Source organism: Pseudomonas sp. CAM1A (assembly GCF_047501685.1).
Classification (GTDB): domain Bacteria; phylum Pseudomonadota; class Gammaproteobacteria; order Pseudomonadales; family Pseudomonadaceae; genus Aquipseudomonas.
On sequence record NZ_JBFNXP010000002.1, the window covers coordinates 888,707 to 904,988 of the forward strand.

Below are 16,282 nucleotides of genomic sequence, written 5' to 3' on the forward strand. Positions count from 1 at the left end.
GGCGGTCATCGCCCCAACGGCAGGGCTACACCGATCAGGGCGAACAGGCTGCCGCAGGCGCGGTTGAACCCGCGGCCGCCCTTGGCCAGCCACGGGCGGATACGGAACGCCAGGCGCGCCAGCAGATACTCCACCAGGCATTCGACACTGGCGAAGGTCGCCGCCATGACCACGAACTGCAGCAGCAGGCCGCGATGCGGGTCGATGAACTGGGGCAGGAACGCGCCATAGAACAGCAATACCTTGGGGTTGGCCAGCGCCGACAGGCAGCCCTGGCGGAACAGCCCGGCATTGCTCAGCGCCACGCCGCCCAGAGGTTGCTCCAGATGCAGCGCCGGGGTGCGCCACAGCTGGATCCCCAGCCAGACCAGGTAGGCCCCGCCTACCCACTTGAGCACCGTCAGCACTGACGCCGAGGCCTGCAGCAGGGCGCTCAGGCCGAACATGGTCAGGGCGATCAGAGTGCTGAAACCGAGCACCCCGCCAAGGATGGTGAACAGCGTGCGCCGGGCGCCGTACAGCGCGCCATGGGTCAGGGCCAGCAGGCTGTTGGGGCCTGGGGTCAGTGACAGGCCGATGCTGGCGAGCAGGTAGATGAGCCAGGTGTCGAGTGCCATGGGAGAGCCTTGTCGGTGGTGAGGGCGCCAGTGTAGGGCAGGGAGGTACAGATACGGGGTAATATCTGGTCATCCAATGGTCATATCTGGACATCTCGCAATGACGCCCGACCTGCGCCTGCTTATTCTGCCGCTGCCAGAGTTCGCCTTGCTGCCGTTTGGCGCGTTCCTCGACAAGCTGCGCTTTTCCGCCGATGAGGAGGACTACAGCCGCCAGCGCTATTGTCGCTGGACCGTGCTCGGACTGGACCGCGAGCCGGTGGTTTCCAGCAGCGCGGCGGTTGTCCAGGTCGAGGCGACCCCCGCGGACATCCACTGGGGCGACTACGACCACCTCGTACTGTTTGGCGGGCGCAACGCCAGCGCCACGGCGGCCTTGGCACCGGGCTACCGGGCCTTGCTGAAGCAGGCAGCCAAGGCGGGGGTGAAGCTGGTCTGCGTCGACAATGCGGCCTTCCTGCTGGCGGCCTGTGGCCTGCTGGACGGTCATCAGGTGGTGGTGCACTGGCGCCACGAGGCCGAGTTCCGCGTGGCGTTTCCCCGTGTGCGGCTGCTGACCGGCCAGTTGTATTGCTTCGACGGCAGCCGTATCACCTGCGCCGGCGGCACGGCGGCCATCGACCTGGCGGTGGAGCTGATCGCCCGCGCCTGCGGCCGCGCCCGGGCGCTCAAGGGCCTGGCCGACATGCTGGTGGATGAAAGCCGCGACAGTCGCCATGCCTTGCGCTCGCTGGAGGCCGGCGCCGGGGAGGGGCGCCAGGTACAACGGGCCACGGCGCTGATGCGCCATCACCTGGCGGCGCAGCTGCCGGTGGAGGCGCTGGCGGCGCAGCTGGGGATCAGCCGGCGTCAGCTCGACCGCCAGTTCCAGGCCTGCCATGGCATGAGCGCCAAGGCCTGGTGGCAGGAGCTGCGCCTGCAACAGGCGCGCTGGCGGTTGCTCAACTCAAGCCACAGCCTGGCGCAGATCGCCGATGAAGTGGGCATGGGCGATGCGAGCTACCTGGGCAAGTGGCTGCGGCGGCGGTTTGGCTGCACGGCGCTGGCGCTGCGCAAGTCCGAGCCGGACTCATCGCGGGGCAAGCCCGCTCCCACCGTCTGACCCGTGGCTTGCAGGGGCGTGGGAGCGGGCTTGCCCCGCGATGTGGGTTTACTGCGGCGTACCGAACAACCCCGTCCAGTAGATCCCGGCGTCGCTCTTCGGGTCCACCGCATACGCCGCCCCCAGTTCGCGGAAGTCCGCGTTCATCAGCGTGGCGCAGTGCCCGGGGCTGGCCAGCCAGCCGTCGACCACCTTGCGCGCGGTGTCGCGCCCGGCGGCGATGTTCTCGCCGATCTGCCGGTACAGGTAGCCGGCCAGCTCCGCACGGTCGCCCGGCGTGCGGCCATCGCGGTCGATATGGTCGAAGAAGTTCTGGTTGGCCATGGCCCGGGTGTGGTTGGCAGCCACGCCGGCCAGGGTCGCGCTCCAGGCCAGCGCCGGGGCGGCGGGGTAGGGCTGGCCGCCGCACTGGCGCGGCAGGTTGCGTGCGGCGTTGATCTCCTGCAACAGCTTCTGCCCTTCGGCCTGCCAGTCGCCCAGACGCCCGCTGAGCAGCGGGCGGGCCAGGACGATGCGCCAGTCGCGGCCCTCCTGGCTGACTCCGATATCGACGAATTGCGGGTCGAGCACCACCTGGCAGAAGCTCTCCTCGATGGCTTTCATTGCCGCCTTGGCATCCCGTGGGCCGGACAGGCTGATGGCCTGCACGTTGACCATCGGGTAGGCGGCGCGGGTCATGGCCTGCTGCAGGTCGCGGGTGCCCTCCGGCGACAGCGCCAGGCGGGTGTCGCTGTTGAGCGGCGGCAGCTCCAGCGAAGCCTCGCCGCCGCAGCGCTGGGCCTGGCTGCGGTAGACGTTGATCGTATCGATCAGTTGCGCTTCTTCGCCGGCATATGCCTGGCTGCCGGTCGCGGCAAGCAGGCCCAGCGTCAGGCCGAGGCCGGCAACGGATGGGACGCGCATGTGGATCTCCCTGTAACTGGCAGCGTCTGGATCTGCGCTGCCCATCCTACACAAGCGCAAGGCTTTTGGCCCGGCCCTGTGCGCTATGAAAACCAAGCCTTGGCAATCGATTGCAGTCGGCAAAAGAGGGGGTAGACCGCTGGTCGGCAAAAAAGTGCGGTTGTTTGGTAATAATTCGCACTATCGGCTAGAAACACTACTCAGTCACCTCAAGTTTCTCATCCGCCAGGACGGCGCTGACCCTCCCCGGGAGCCCTCCATGACACGTGCCTGCCCGTATCAATCGACCCTCCTTGCGCTGTGCTGTTCCGTTGCCGTCAGCGCCCATGGCGCAGACGACGCCATCGAGCTGGATGCCACCGCCATCAACGCCGAGGCGCTCAAGGCACCTGCCGGCGAACTGCCCGAAACCTATGCCGGCGGCCAGGTGGCCCGTGGCGGGCAGATGGGCGTGCTGGGCAACCAGGACATGATGGACGTGCCGTTCACCATGACCAGCTACACCGCGCAGCTGATCGAGGAGCAGCAGGCCGAGGACATCGGCGACGTGCTGCTCAACGACCCGTCGGTGCGCCAGTCGTTCGGCTTTGGCAACCAGTCCCAGGTCTTCGTCATTCGTGGCCTGCCGCTCAATGGCGACGACGTGGCGTTCAACGGCCTGTACGGCGTGTTGCCACGGCAGATGATTTCCACCGATGCGGTGGAGCGGGTCGAGGTGTTCAAGGGGCCCAATGCCTTTCTCAACGGCGCCAGCCCCACTGGCACGGGCCTGGGCGGCAACGTCAACCTGCAACCCAAGCGCGCCGGCGACACGCCGACCCGCCGCTACACCCAGGACATCAGCAGTGACGGGCGTATCGGCGAGCACCTGGACATTGGCCAGCGTTTCGGCGCGGACAATCGCTTCGGCGTGCGCCTGAACCTCTCGCAGCGCGAGGGCGAGACCGCGGTCGACGACCAGGACCAACGCAGCAAGCTGTTCGTTGCCGGGCTCGACTACCGTGGCGACAACTTCCGGGTGTCGGGCGATTTCGGCTACCAGAAGCAGCGGGTCAACCATATGCGCAACTCGGTGCGCCTGGGCGCGGGGCTGACCGACATCCCCCACGCACCGGACGCCGACCACAACTACGGCCAGGACTGGGCCTGGACCGAGACCGAGGACACCTTCGGCATGGTGCGCGGCGACTACGACTTCAACGACAACTGGAGCGGCTACCTGGCCGGCGGCGTCAAGCACACCCACGAGAACGGCTTCTACGGCACGCCGATCCTCACCGACGCGGCCAGCGGCGACGCCACCATCGGCGGCTCGAAGATCCCCCACAACGAGGACAACACCACCTTCATGGGCGGCATCAATGGCCGCTTCCAGACAGGGCCCGTCAGCCACCAGTTGAACATCGGCGCGGCGAGTATCTGGACCCAGCAAGAGAACGCTTTCGTCTTCTACAACTCGCAGGCCACCAATATCTACCGCACCGACCCGTTGCCCAAACCGACCACGCCGACCTTCGTCGGCGGCAAGCTGGACGACCCCGGCGTGACCGGCAAGACCCGCAACCGCAGCATCGCGCTGTCCGACACCGTGGGCCTGTTCGATGACACCCTGCTGCTCACCGTGGGCGTGCGGCGCCAGCAATTGCGGGTAGAGGGCTACGCCTACGACGGGCCGGGCCCGGACCTGGGGCGCAACGCCTTCTATGACGAGGCGGTCACCACGCCGGTGTACGGCATCGTCTACAAGCTCAACCCATCGGTCTCGCTGTATGCCAACCGCATCGAGGGCCTGGCCCAGGGCGCCACGGCATCGGGGCAGGTGATCAACGCCGGCGAGGTGTTCCCGCCGGCCAAGACCAAGCAGGTGGAGGCGGGACTCAAGCTCGATTACCAGACCTTTGGCGCCAACCTGGCGGTGTTCCGTATCGAACGGCCCACCGATGGTTTCGTTGACGGCAATGTGTTCGTCCAGGATGGCGAGCAGGTCAACAAGGGGCTCGAGCTCAGTGTGTTCGGCGAGCCGCTGCCGGGGCTGCGGTTGATGGCCGGCGGCACGCGCATGGATACCGAGCTGAAGAACACCCAGGGCGGCACGGCCGATGGCAACCACGCAGTAGGCGTGCCGACCTTCCAGCTCAATGCCAGTGTCGATTGGGATGTGCCGGGGCTGGAAGGCGTGGCGCTCAACGCCCGCATGCTGCGCACCGGCGGGCAGTACGCCAACCCGGCCAACACCCTGAGCCTGCCGACCTGGAACCGTTTTGACGTTGGCGCACGCTACCGCTTCAAGGTGCAGGAGAAGGCGGTGACCTTGCGGGTCAATGTGGAGAACCTGACGGACAAGAACTACTGGGCGTCGGCCAATGGCGGGTATCTGACCCAGGGCGACCCGAGACTGGTGAAGTTCTCGGGGACCCTGGATTTTTGAAGCCTATGCCGGCGACGCGCCCTACCAGAGCGCTACTGCCGCCGCGCCGATCACCCGGCCAAACACCGCCAGCGCCGTATCCACGTCCGCTTCACTGGTGTAGCGCCCGACGCTCAGGCGCACGCTGTTGCGCGCCTGGTGTTCGTCGAGGCCGAGGGCCAGCAGTACGTGGGACGCGGCATTGCTCGCCGAGTTGCACGCCGAGGTGCTCGACAGCGCCAGCTCGCCGGCCAAGGCCAGGCTGTTGAAGCCCTTGGCATCGATGCACAGGTTGAGGGTGTGGGGAATGCGTTGCTCCGAGCAGCCATTGAGCGTCACCCCCGGCATTGCCAACAGGCCGTCGCGCAAGCGCCGGGCGAGTTGCTCCAGGCGCTGGTACTCCGCCGCGCCGGGCTGGCCGGCCAGGGCGAAGGCGCTGCCCATGCCGACGATCTGGTGGGTGGCCAGGGTGCCCGAGCGCAGGCCGCGCTCATGGCCGCCGCCGTGCATCTGCGCACGCATCGCCGGGCGGGCGCGGGGGCCGACGTAGAGGGCGCCGATGCCCTTGGGGCCGTAGACCTTGTGCGCCGAGAACGACATCAGGTCGACCGCCTGCTGCGCCAGGTCGATGCGAACCTTGCCCACGGCCTGCGCGGCGTCCACGTGCAAAAGCGCGCCGTGCTCGCGGACGATTGCACCGATAGCGGCAAAGTCGGTCACCGTGCCCAGTTCGTTGTTCACCGCCATCAGCGACACCAGGCGGGTGTCCGGGCGCAGCGCGGCCTGGACCGCTTCGGGCTGGATCAACCCTCGGGCATCCGGGGCCAGGCGGGTTACCGCCCAGCCCAGGCGCTCCAGCTCGGCGGCGGTGTCGAGGATGGCCTTGTGCTCGATCTGGCTGGTGATCACATGCCCTGGCTGTGCGCAGCCCTGGGCGATGCCCTTGAGCGCGAGGTTGTTGGATTCGGTGGCGCCGGAGGTCCAGACCAGATCATCGGGCTGTGCGCCGACCTGCTCGGCCACCTGGTGGCGGGAATGCTCGACGGCTTCGCGGGCCGCCTGGCCGTGGAAATGGCCGCTGGAGGCCGGGTTGCCGAAGTTCGCCTCACGGCCCAGACAGGTGAGCATGGCGGCGATGACCTGGTCATCGACCGGCGTGGTGGCGGCGTAATCGAAGTAGAGCGGGGTGCTGGGCATGATCGAGGGCGGGTCCGTGCGTGGACACCGCCTGTCGGCATCCATGGACATCATCCTAGGCGCCTGCCGACATGAATGTTTTTCCTTTTTCCCGCGATAGACGGGGGAATGAAAAAAATCCTGCTCGTATTTGATCTATTTGTAGGAAATTCTACTCGCGGCGATCAGAGCCACTGCCACGGTGCCTGTTTGGTCACCATCACCAGCACGATCAGGAACATACCGGCAAACCCCGCAACCCCCATCCACAGCCAGGGACGGTACAGCCGCTGGTAGCTCTCGCCCAGCGCCGTACCGTTGCCGGCCGCCTGGGCGGCGAGGCACTGCATGCGCGTCTGCAACAGCAGCACCGGCAGCCACAAGGCGCCCACCGCGAAGAAGATCAGCAGCGCGCCTTGCAGCCAGTCGGCGGACCACGGCATGCCGGTCATGCTGACCATGGCGTAACCGGTCAGCAATTGCACGACCCCGGCGGGCGTGGTGATCCAGGCATCGAAGCGCACCACCATCCTCGCCACGGCAGCGATCACCCGCGGGTCGCCGCTGCGGTTCGCGGCGATCAGGTACAGGTACGAGCCCATGCCGAAACCGAACAGGAACACGGCGGCGATCACATGCAGGTACTTGAGCAGCAGGTAGCTCATCTCAGCCTCGCTCGTGCTGGAGGCTGACGCTGTAGCGCACCTTGTTCGGTTCGCCGATGGCCGCCAGATACTGCTCGACGCTGATCTCGCCGACGCAGGGGCGGGCGCCCGGGGCGGGAATGTAGCCCTCGATCACCCTGGCCATCAGCGCCACCGCCGCGCAGCTGGGGATCTCCGGGCCCTTGTCGTCGCTGGCGCTGACCTGGGCTTGCAGACGCAGTGGCTGGCCTTGCGGGTCCAGGCCACGAACGTCGAGGTACATTGCGCTCTTGCCATCGCCCAAGCGTTCGAAACGGCTGCCCAGCCGATGCAGGCGCCGCGCCCAGGGCAGCGGGTCGCGCACCAGGCCCAACTTGACCAGCCACGCCAGTGCCGCATTGGCCAGGCCGCCAAGCATCAGCCCGGAGCCGGCCTTGAACGCCAAGTCACGGGCACCGTAGCGCGCGGCGAAGATGTCCATGTCCGGCACGTCGACGTTGTTCAGCAGGCGCCAGCCCAGCCCGGGCAGATGGCGCAGTTGCAGGCCGAGCCAGCCGTCCACGCTGTACGGGCGCCCGTCGCGCCACTGGCGGATGGGCCTGCCGGCATAGGCCAGCACGCCTTCGATGGTGGACAGGCCGGGCATCTTCGCCGAGGAAGAAATGCCGTGCTCGATGCGCTCGATACGGCTGAAGTGATGGCGCTGTTCGTCGAGAATCGCCGACGACAGGCTCGGCACCGAACTGCAGCCACTGAGCAGGGTGACCTGGGCCTGGCGGGCACGTTCGTCCAGTTGGGCGATGCCATTGACGAACAGCCGGCAGTCAGACAGGTCGCAGTAGTGCGCGCCGGCTTCGATGCAGGCCTCGGCCACCCGGTAGGGCTGGCCCTGGAACGGACCGCCGGTATGGATCACCCAGTCGATACGCAGCGCGCGCAGGGCATCGGCAAAGCCGGGGGCCATCGCATCGCCGCACCAGCTTTCGGTGCCGCGCAACTGTGCGGCCAGCTGCGCGAGGCTGTTGGCATTGCGGCCGGCGATCACCAGTTGCACGGCGGGCATCTGGTTCAGGTGGCGGCAGATGATACGGCCGAAGTTGCCGTAGGCGCCGATCACCAAAATTCGGGGAGACATGCTGGGGTCCTTGTGCATGTGTCGGGGTAACGCGGGGCCGCCTTGCGGCCCATCGCCGGCAAGCCGGCTCCCACAGGTACTGTGCAGTTGTCACCCTGTGGGAGCCGGCTTGTCGTGGCGACGAACCGCGGCGATGGGCTGCAAAGCAGCCCCGGTGTGCTCAGGCGTCGTAGCCGAGGTTCGGCGCCAGCCAGCGCTCGCTCACGGCAATGTCCTGGCCCTTGCGTGCGCTGTATTGCTCGACCTGGTCCTTGTCGACCTTGCCCACGGCGAAGTACTGCGCTTGCGGGTGGGCGAAGTACCAGCCGCTGACCGCCGCCGCCGGGAACATGGCGAAGTGCTCGGTGAGGAACACGCCGCTGGGGCCGGTCTCGCCGATCGCGGTGCCGTCGAGCAGGCGGAACAGGGTTTCCTTCTCGGTGTGATCCGGACAGGCCGGGTAGCCAGGCGCCGGGCGGATGCCGCTGTACTGCTCCTTGATCAGCGCCTCGTTGTCCAGGTGCTCGTCCTTGGCGTAACCCCAGTGCTCCTTGCGCACCTGTTCGTGCAGCCACTCGGCGCAGGCCTCGGCCAGGCGGTCGGCCAGGGCCTTGACCATGATCGAGCTGTAGTCGTCGCCCTTGTCCTGATAGGCCTTGGCCACTTCCTCGGCGCCGATGCCGGCGGTGGTGATGAAGCCGCCGACATAGTCGGTCACGCCGCTGGCCTTGGGCGCGACGAAGTCGGCCAGCGACCAGTTCGGCTTGCCGTCGGGCTTGATGGTCTGCTGACGCAGGTGGTGCAGGGTGGCCAGGGTCTCGCCGGCGTTGTCGTACACCTCGATGTCGTCATCGGCCACCTGGTTGGCCGGCCAGAAGCCGAACACTGCGCGGGCGCTGATCAGTTGCTCGTCGATCAGCTTGTCGAGCATCTCGCGGGCGTCCTTGTACAGCGCCGTGGCGGCTTCGCCGACCACTTCGTCGGTGAGGATGCGCGGGAACTTGCCGGCCAGGTCCCAGGAGATGAAGAACGGCGTCCAGTCGATGTACTCGGCCAGGGTGCGCAGGTCGATGTTCTCCAGCACCTTGACGCCGGTGAAGGCGGGTACCGCGGCCTGGTAGGCGGCCCAGTCGTACTGCGGCTTGGCGGCGATGGCCTGGGCGTAGCTCAGGCGCTCGGTGCGGGCGCTGCGGTTGGCGGTGCGCTCGCGCACTTCCACGTATTCCTGGCGGGTCTTCTCGACGAAACCGGGCTTGAGTTCCTTGGACAACAGCTGGGTGGCCACGCCCACCGCGCGCGAGGCGTCGGTGACGTAGATCACCGCGTCATTCGAGTACTTGGGCTCGATCTTCACCGCCGTGTGCGCCTTGGAGGTGGTCGCGCCGCCGATCATCAGCGGCAGGTGGAAGTCCTGGCGCTGCATCTCGCGGGCGACGTGGACCATCTCGTCCAGCGACGGGGTGATCAGCCCGGACAGGCCGATGATGTCGCACTTCTGCTCGCGGGCGGTCTGCAGGATCTTCTCGGCCGGGACCATAACGCCCATGTCGACGATGTCGTAGCCGTTGCAACCGAGCACCACGCCGACGATGTTCTTGCCGATATCGTGCACGTCGCCCTTGACCGTGGCCATGAGGATCTTGCCCTTGGCCTCGGGCTTGTCGCCTTTCTCGGCTTCGATGAACGGGATCAGGTGGGCCACGGCCTGTTTCATCACGCGGGCCGACTTGACCACCTGGGGCAGGAACATCTTGCCGGCGCCGAACAGGTCGCCGACCACGTTCATGCCGCTCATCAGCGGGCCTTCGATGACTTCGATGGGGCGCGTCGACTGCTGGCGGCACTCTTCGGTGTCTCCGACGATGTAGGCGGTGATGCCCTTGACCAGCGCATGTTCGAGGCGCTTGTCGACCGGCATCGAGCGCCATTCTTCGTTTTCCACTTCCTTGGTGGCGCCGCCGCCCTTGTAGTCATCGGCGATGGCCAGCAGGGCGTCGGTGCCATGCGGGGTACGGTTGAGCACCACGTCTTCGACCTTTTCACGCAGGGCGGCGGGGATCTCGTCGTAGATCTCCAGCTGGCCGGCGTTGACGATACCCATGGTCAGGCCGTTCTTGATCGCATGGTAGAGGAACACCGAGTGGATCGCCTCGCGCACCGGGTTGTTGCCGCGGAACGAGAACGACACGTTGGACACCCCGCCCGAGGTCAGGGCATAGGGCAGGTGGTCGCGGATGTAGGCGCAGGCCTCGATGAAGTCGACGGCGTAGTTGTTGTGCTCCTCGATACCGGTGGCCACGGCGAAGATGTTCGGGTCGAAGATGATGTCTTCCGGCGGGAAGCCGACTTCATTGACCAGGATGTCGTAGCTGCGCTGGCAGATCTCGCGCTTGCGCGCGGCGGTGTCGGCCTGGCCGACCTCGTCGAAGGCCATCACCACCACGGCGGCGCCGTAGCGCTTGCACAGGCGGGCGTGGTGCTTGAACTGCTCGACGCCTTCCTTCATGGAGATGGAGTTGACGATGCCCTTGCCCTGGATGCACTTCAGGCCGGCCTCGATCACCTCCCACTTGGAGGAGTCGATCATGATCGGCACCCGGGAGATGTCCGGCTCGCCGGCGATCAGGTTGAGGAAGCGGACCATGGCGGCCTGGGAGTCGAGCATCCCTTCGTCCATGTTGATGTCGATCACCTGGGCGCCGGCCTCGACCTGCTGCAGGGCAACTTCCAGCGCCTCGGTGTAGTTTTCCTCGCGGATCAGCCGGGCGAACTTGGCGGAACCGGTGATGTTGGTACGCTCGCCGACGTTGACGAACAGTGACTGGCGGTCGATGGTAAACGGCTCGAGGCCCGACAGGCGGCAGGCCTTGGGGATGTCCGGGATCGCCCGTGGCTTGTACTTGGCCACGGCCTCGGCGATGGCCTGGATGTGCGGCGGGGTGGTGCCGCAGCAGCCGCCGATGATGTTGAGGAAACCGCTGGCGGCGAATTCCTCGACCACCGCAGCCATCTCGGCCGGGGTCTCGTCGTACTCGCCGAAGGCGTTGGGCAGGCCGGCGTTGGGGTGGGCGGACACGTGGGTGTCGGCCTTGGTCGACAGTTCTTCGAGGTAAGGGCGCAGGTCCTTGGCGCCGAGGGCGCAGTTCAGGCCCACCGAGATCGGCTTGGCGTGGCGTACCGAGTTCCAGAACGCCTCGGTGGTCTGGCCCGACAGGGTGCGGCCGGAGGCGTCGGTGATGGTGCCGGAGATCATGATCGGCAGTTCGACGTCGTCCTCCTCGAACACCTGCTGCACGGCAAAGATCGCCGCCTTGGCGTTGAGGGTGTCGAAGATGGTCTCGATCAGGATCAGGTCGGCGCCGCCCTCGATCAGGCCACGGGTGGCCTCGATGTAGTTCTCCACCAGCTCGTCGAAGGTGACGTTGCGGTAGCCGGGGTCGTTGACGTCGGGGGAGATCGAACAGGTGCGGCTGGTCGGGCCGAGCACGCCGGCGACGAAGCGCGGCTTGTCCGGAGTCTCCAGGGTCTTGGCGTCGGCCACCTGGCGGGCGATGCGCGCGCCTTCGACGTTGAGCTCGTAGACCAGTGCCTCCATGCCGTAGTCGGCCTGGGAGATCTGCGTGGCGTTGAAGGTGTTGGTCTCGAGGATGTCGGCGCCGGCGTCCAGGTAGGCTTTCTCGATCGCGGCGATCACATCCGGGCGGCTGAGCAGCAAAAGATCGTTGTTGCCTTTGACATCGCTTGGCCAATCGGCAAAGCGCGTGCCACGATAGTCGTGTTCCTCGAGGCGGTAACTCTGGATCATAGTACCCATGCCGCCGTCGAGGATCAGGATGCGCTCTTTGAGTGCGTTCTGGAGTGCTTGTAAACGAGCGCTGCGGTCGGACATAGGACTACCTGGTCGGGCAAATAACAGAAGGTGCCGAATAATAACAAAGCTGCACGGATTTTAGGCGTATCGCCCATTCGCATGAATTTCCCTCATGTTAGCGCGACGCCCCCAACACCTCAGGACCCGCCAGGCACATCGTGATGGCTTTCAAGAACCAGGACATTCGGCACATGTTGCATCGCATACTTGCCAGCGCCTTCGCCCTGCTCCTCAGTGGCGCGGCGTTCGGGCAGGCCCCCCAATCGAGCCCGACGATCTCATACACCCGGGATATCCAACCGATCTTCACCGAGAAGTGCGTGGCCTGCCACGCCTGCAACGACGCTGCCTGCCAGCTCAACCTGGGCAGCGCCGAGGGCGCCGAGCGTGGTGCCTCGAAGGTGCCGGTCTACCAGGGCGAACGCAGCCAGGCGGTGCCCACCACGCGGCTGTTCTACGATGCCCGCGACGAAGCGGGCTGGCGCAAGCAGGGCTTCTATTCGGTGCTGGACAAGCAGGGCAGCCAGGCGGCGCTGATGGCGCGCATGCTCGAACTGGGCCACAAGACCCCGCTCACGCCCAACGCCAAGCTGCCCGAAGAGATCGTGCTGGGGCTCAACCGCAACAACATGTGCCCGTTGCCCCACGAATTCGATGCCTATGCCGGCGCCCATCCCAAGGAGGGCATGCCGCTGGCGGTCACCGGGTTGACCGACCAGGAGTACCAGACCCTGCAGCGCTGGCTGGCCGCTGGCGCGCCGGTTGAAAAGACCCCGATCCAGCCCAGCGCGGCAGAGGCGAAGCAGATCGCCGACTGGGAAGAACTGCTCAATCGCCCCGGCTCGACCGAGGCGCTGGTCGGCCGTTGGCTGTACGAGCACCTGTTCCTGGCGCACATCCATTTCGTCGGCGGCGAGCAGGGCCACTTCTTCCAGTGGGTGCGCTCGCGCACCCCGAGTGGCCAGCCGGTGGACCTGATCGCCACCCGCCGCCCCAACGACCCACCAGGCACCGACTTCTACTATCGGTTGATCCCGGTGCAGGGCGTGATCGTGCACAAGACCCACATCACCTACCCGATGGGGCCGCAGAAGCTCAAGCGGGTCAAGCAGCTGTTCTACAGCGGCGACTGGCATGCCAGCGCACTACCGGGCTATGGGCCGCGGCACCGCTCCAACCCGTTCGAGACCTTCGAGGCGATCCCGGCGGTGGCCCGCTACCAGTTCATGCTGGACAACGCCGAGTACTTCGTCCGTACCTTCATCCGTGGCCCGGTATGCCGCGGGCAGATCGCCACCGACGTGATCCGCGACAACTTCTGGGCACTGTTCCAGGAGCCGGCCCACGATCTGTACATCACCGACGCCCAGTACCGGGGCGAGGCCACGCCGCTGCTGGCCATGCCGGGGCAGATCGATGACGTCGGCAGCGTGCTGAGCCTGTGGCACGCCTACCGTGACAAGCGCAACGAGTACGAAGCCCTGCGCCGTGAGGCCTATGCCGAACAGCCGGCGCCAAGCTGGTCGACGCTGTGGGCGGGCAACGACAATGCGCTGCTGAGCATCTTCCGCCATTTCGACAGCGCCTCGGTGACCAAGGGCCTGATCGGTGACGTGCCGCTGACCATGTGGCTGTTCGACTACCCGCTGTTCGAGCGCACCTACTACCAGCTGGCGGTGAACTTCGACGTATTCGGCAACGTCTCGCACCAGTTGCAGACGCGGCTGTACTTCGACCTGATCCGCAATGGCGCCGAGGTCAACTTCCTGCGCCTGATGCCTGCGGGCAAGCGCGGCGAGATCCTCGGCGACTGGTACCAGAACAGCGGCAAGGTGAAGATGTGGATGGACTACGAGGACATCGACACCAGCACGCCGAGCGCGCTGAAACTGGACAAGCACGATCCCAAGCGCGACTTCGGCCTCAAGCTGCTGCAACGCACCGGCAGCCTGAACGCGGCGCCGGACCCGATCAACCGCTGCCAGGGCGCCTACTGCTCGCGGCCAGGCCTGTCCGCGGAGCTCCGTGACGCCGAGCAGTCGCTGAGCCGCCTGGTGTCGCGCCCGGCGGCGGGGCTCAAGGTGATCGGCCAACTGCCCGAGGCGAGCATGCTGCGCATCGAAGGGCAGGGCGGCCAGCGCCAGGTCTACAGCCTGCTGCGCAACCGCGCGCACAGCAACGTGGCGTTCCTGCTTGGCGAGGCCTACCGCTACCAGCCGGGCCTGGACACTCTGACCCTGTATCCGGGCGTGCTCAGCAGCTACCCCAACTTCATCTTCAACATCCCGACGGCCGATGTGCCGGAGTTCGTCGAGGACATGGAGGCGGCGCGTGACGATACCGCCAAGTTCGAGCGCATCGTCATGCGCTGGGGCGTGCGCCGCAGTCATCCTGATTTCTGGCGCTACTTCCATGACCTGAACAGCTACATCAAGGAGACCCAGCCGGTGGAGGCGGGGGTGCTGGACATGAACCGCTACGAGAACCTCTGATCGGTTGGCCGGGACTTTCCCGGCATCCTGCGGTCGCAATCGGTAAGTGGCTTCGCTCGGGACGGCTTTGCGGCCATCGCGGGGCAAGCCCGCTCCCACGCCAGTTTCTGGAGACCAGAAGCGTGGGAGCGGGCTTGCCCCGCGATGGCGGTAGCCTGACCGCCGATGCCTCAATGCACCGCCGATCACAGGGTATTTCATGCTGTATTCGCTTCAGGCACTCCGGGCATTCGCCGCCTGGCTGGTGGTCTGCCACCACTTCCGGCAGATCTTCTTCGACTTCCACGCCACCGGCCCCATTGGCCAACTGCTCGCTGATCGTGGCGCGGTGGGGGTGGACATCTTCTTCGTCATCAGTGGCCTGGTGATCTACCTGTCGACCCGCGACAAGGCCATCGCCCCGGGGCAGTTCCTGCTCAACCGTGCCTTGCGCATCGTGCCCGCCTACTGGTTCTACACCCTGCTGATGGCCGTGCTGATGCTGGCAGCCAGCCGCTGGATGCCGCACCAGGTTTTCGAATGGCAGCACCTGCTGCTGTCGCTGCTGTTCATCCCGGCGGAAAACCCCGGTGGCTACGGGCTGTATCCAACGCTCAACGTTGGCTGGACGCTGAACTTCGAGATGTTCTTCTACCTGCTGTTCGGCCTGGCCTTCCTGGTGCGCCAGCGTCATCACCTGGTGCTGGTGACGGCGGCATTGCTGCTGGTGAGCGAAGTGCTGGGGCGCCTGGGTGTGCTCAGCCGCTTCTACAACAACGACATCGTCTACGAGTTCCTGCTGGGCATCGGCCTGGGCGTGCTCTATCGCCGCGGGCTGATCCGCGAAGGCCTGTGGTTGCCGCTGGGGCTGCTTGGCCTGGCAGGGTTCGCGCTCTATCACCTCGACGCTTCGCTGCGCCTGTTGCACTGGGGCCTGCCGAGCGCCCTGGTAGTGCTGGCGTTCATTGCCCTGGAGCCGTACTTCAAGGGCAACCAGGTGCTCAAGGCCCTCGGCGACTGTTCCTACTCGGTGTACCTGGTGCATGTGCTGGTGCTGTATGCCGGCCTGTTCATCAGCGAGCGGTTGCGCCTGAACCCTTACCTGGTGTTCGCCTTGTGCGTGCCGTCAATCGGACTAATGTCGTGGCTCAGCTTCCAATGGCTGGAACGTGGCCTGTATTGGCGGCTCAAGGGCTGGTTGGCCGGCGGAGCGGCGCGGGAACCGGCGTTGGCGCTATCCCGAGTCAAATGCTAGGACTTTGTTACCCGGCCGGGTTGGCGTACACTGCCGGCAAGTCTGTGAGGAACTTCCATGAGCGCTATAACCATTACCGACGCCGCCCATGATTACCTGGCCGATCTGCTCTCCAAGCAGAACACGCCTGGCATCGGCATCCGTATTTTCATCACCCAGCCGGGCACTACCTACGCCGAGACCTGCATTGCCTACTGCAAGCCGGGCGAGGAGAAACCCGACGACCAGCCGGTGGGCCTGAAGAGCTTCACCGCCTACCTCGATGCGGTCAGCGTGCCGTTCCTCGAGGACGCGCTGGTCGACTACGCCACCGACCGCATGGGTGGCCAGCTGACCATCAAGGCGCCGAACGCCAAGGTACCGATGGTCAACGAGGACAGCCCGATCAACGAGCGCATCAACTATTACCTGCAGACCGAGATCAACCCGGGCCTGGCCAGCCACGGCGGCGCCGTGAGCCTGGTGGACGTGGTCGAGGACGGCATCGCCGTGCTGCAGTTCGGCGGTGGTTGCCAGGGCTGTGGCCAGGCCGACGTGACCCTGAAGGAAGGCATCGAACGCACCCTGCTCGAGCGTATTCCCGAGCTCAAGGGCGTGCGTGACGTGACCGACCACAGCCAGAAGGAAAACGCGTACTACTGATCGCCAGTGGTGACGCCATCGCGGGGCAAGCCCGCTCCCACGCCTGGATGCAGCTGCTGCCCAGGTGTGGAAGCGGGCTT

General features: G+C 66.1%; 11 protein-coding genes. 5 read left to right on the top strand and 6 right to left on the bottom strand.

All coding sequences use genetic code 11. The features are described from left to right. Positions 1-5 precede the first annotated feature (5 nt). Positions 6-617: a LysE family translocator gene (locus ABZO33_RS07815; protein ID WP_414535558.1), complete on the bottom strand. Its 612-nt coding sequence runs from the start codon at positions 615-617 to the stop codon at positions 6-8. Between the two features lie 100 nt (positions 618-717). Here ABZO33_RS07815 and ABZO33_RS07820 point away from each other — a divergent pair, with 100 nt between their 5' ends. Then, positions 718-1,719, top strand: coding sequence for a GlxA family transcriptional regulator (locus tag ABZO33_RS07820; RefSeq protein ID WP_414535559.1), 1,002 nt, complete (start codon positions 718-720; stop codon positions 1,717-1,719). A gap of 48 nt (positions 1,720-1,767) precedes the next feature. Here ABZO33_RS07820 and ABZO33_RS07825 read toward each other — a convergent pair whose 3' ends face one another. After that, positions 1,768-2,622 (bottom strand): CAP domain-containing protein, encoded by an 855-nt coding sequence (locus ABZO33_RS07825; RefSeq protein WP_414535560.1) that lies wholly within the window; start codon positions 2,620-2,622, stop codon positions 1,768-1,770. Between the two features lie 259 nt (positions 2,623-2,881). Between ABZO33_RS07825 and ABZO33_RS07830 the strand changes: the two genes are divergently transcribed. Further along, positions 2,882-5,050, top strand: coding sequence for a TonB-dependent receptor (locus tag ABZO33_RS07830; protein WP_414535561.1), 2,169 nt, complete (start codon positions 2,882-2,884; stop codon positions 5,048-5,050). Between the two features lie 21 nt (positions 5,051-5,071). Here ABZO33_RS07830 and ABZO33_RS07835 read toward each other — a convergent pair whose 3' ends face one another. The 4 genes from ABZO33_RS07835 to metH form a co-directional block, all read right to left on the bottom strand. Continuing rightward, the gene (locus ABZO33_RS07835) at positions 5,072-6,226 is read right to left on the bottom strand and encodes a cysteine desulfurase family protein (RefSeq protein WP_414535562.1); all 1,155 of its coding nucleotides are present in this window, start codon (positions 6,224-6,226) and stop codon (positions 5,072-5,074) included. Between the two features lie 164 nt (positions 6,227-6,390). Continuing rightward, a complete protein-coding gene (locus tag ABZO33_RS07840; RefSeq protein WP_414535563.1) occupies positions 6,391-6,870 on the bottom strand; it encodes a DUF2269 family protein in 480 nt (159 codons plus the stop codon). Between the two features lies 1 nt (position 6,871). Then, the gene (locus ABZO33_RS07845) at positions 6,872-7,984 is read right to left on the bottom strand and encodes a saccharopine dehydrogenase NADP-binding domain-containing protein (protein ID WP_414535564.1); all 1,113 of its coding nucleotides are present in this window, start codon (positions 7,982-7,984) and stop codon (positions 6,872-6,874) included. Positions 7,985-8,144: 160 nt separating this feature from the next. Further along, complete coding sequence (gene metH / locus ABZO33_RS07850; RefSeq protein ID WP_414535565.1) at positions 8,145-11,852, bottom strand: methionine synthase; 3,708 nt, start codon at positions 11,850-11,852, stop codon at positions 8,145-8,147. A gap of 173 nt (positions 11,853-12,025) precedes the next feature. On the opposite strand from metH, the gene ABZO33_RS07855 reads away from it, so the two are divergent. From ABZO33_RS07855 to nfuA, 3 genes are all read left to right on the top strand, one after another. Next, positions 12,026-14,326, top strand: a complete 2,301-nt coding sequence (locus tag ABZO33_RS07855; RefSeq protein WP_414535566.1) for a fatty acid cis/trans isomerase — start codon at positions 12,026-12,028, stop codon at positions 14,324-14,326. Positions 14,327-14,525: 199 nt separating this feature from the next. After that, on the top strand, positions 14,526-15,560 hold the full coding sequence (locus tag ABZO33_RS07860; protein WP_414535567.1) for an acyltransferase family protein: 1,035 nt from the start codon (positions 14,526-14,528) through the stop codon (positions 15,558-15,560). Between the two features lie 57 nt (positions 15,561-15,617). After that, complete coding sequence (nfuA, locus tag ABZO33_RS07865; protein ID WP_414535568.1) at positions 15,618-16,202, top strand: Fe-S biogenesis protein NfuA; 585 nt, start codon at positions 15,618-15,620, stop codon at positions 16,200-16,202. Positions 16,203-16,282: the final 80 nt, after the last annotated feature.

Coding starts and splice junctions, on each gene's coding strand:
- ABZO33_RS07820 (WP_414535559.1), top strand. CDS start 718: ATGACGCCCGACCTGCGCCTGCTTATTCTGCCGCTGCCAGAGTTCGCC.
- ABZO33_RS07815 (WP_414535558.1), bottom strand. CDS start 617: ATGGCACTCGACACCTGGCTCATCTACCTGCTCGCCAGCATCGGCCTG.
- ABZO33_RS07840 (WP_414535563.1), bottom strand. CDS start 6,870: ATGAGCTACCTGCTGCTCAAGTACCTGCATGTGATCGCCGCCGTGTTC.
- ABZO33_RS07845 (WP_414535564.1), bottom strand. CDS start 7,984: ATGTCTCCCCGAATTTTGGTGATCGGCGCCTACGGCAACTTCGGCCGT.
- ABZO33_RS07830 (WP_414535561.1), top strand. CDS start 2,882: ATGACACGTGCCTGCCCGTATCAATCGACCCTCCTTGCGCTGTGCTGT.
- ABZO33_RS07855 (WP_414535566.1), top strand. CDS start 12,026: ATGTTGCATCGCATACTTGCCAGCGCCTTCGCCCTGCTCCTCAGTGGC.
- metH (WP_414535565.1), bottom strand. CDS start 11,852: ATGTCCGACCGCAGCGCTCGTTTACAAGCACTCCAGAACGCACTCAAA.
- ABZO33_RS07835 (WP_414535562.1), bottom strand. CDS start 6,226: ATGCCCAGCACCCCGCTCTACTTCGATTACGCCGCCACCACGCCGGTC.
- nfuA (WP_414535568.1), top strand. CDS start 15,618: ATGAGCGCTATAACCATTACCGACGCCGCCCATGATTACCTGGCCGAT.
- ABZO33_RS07860 (WP_414535567.1), top strand. CDS start 14,526: ATGCTGTATTCGCTTCAGGCACTCCGGGCATTCGCCGCCTGGCTGGTG.
- ABZO33_RS07825 (WP_414535560.1), bottom strand. CDS start 2,622: ATGCGCGTCCCATCCGTTGCCGGCCTCGGCCTGACGCTGGGCCTGCTT.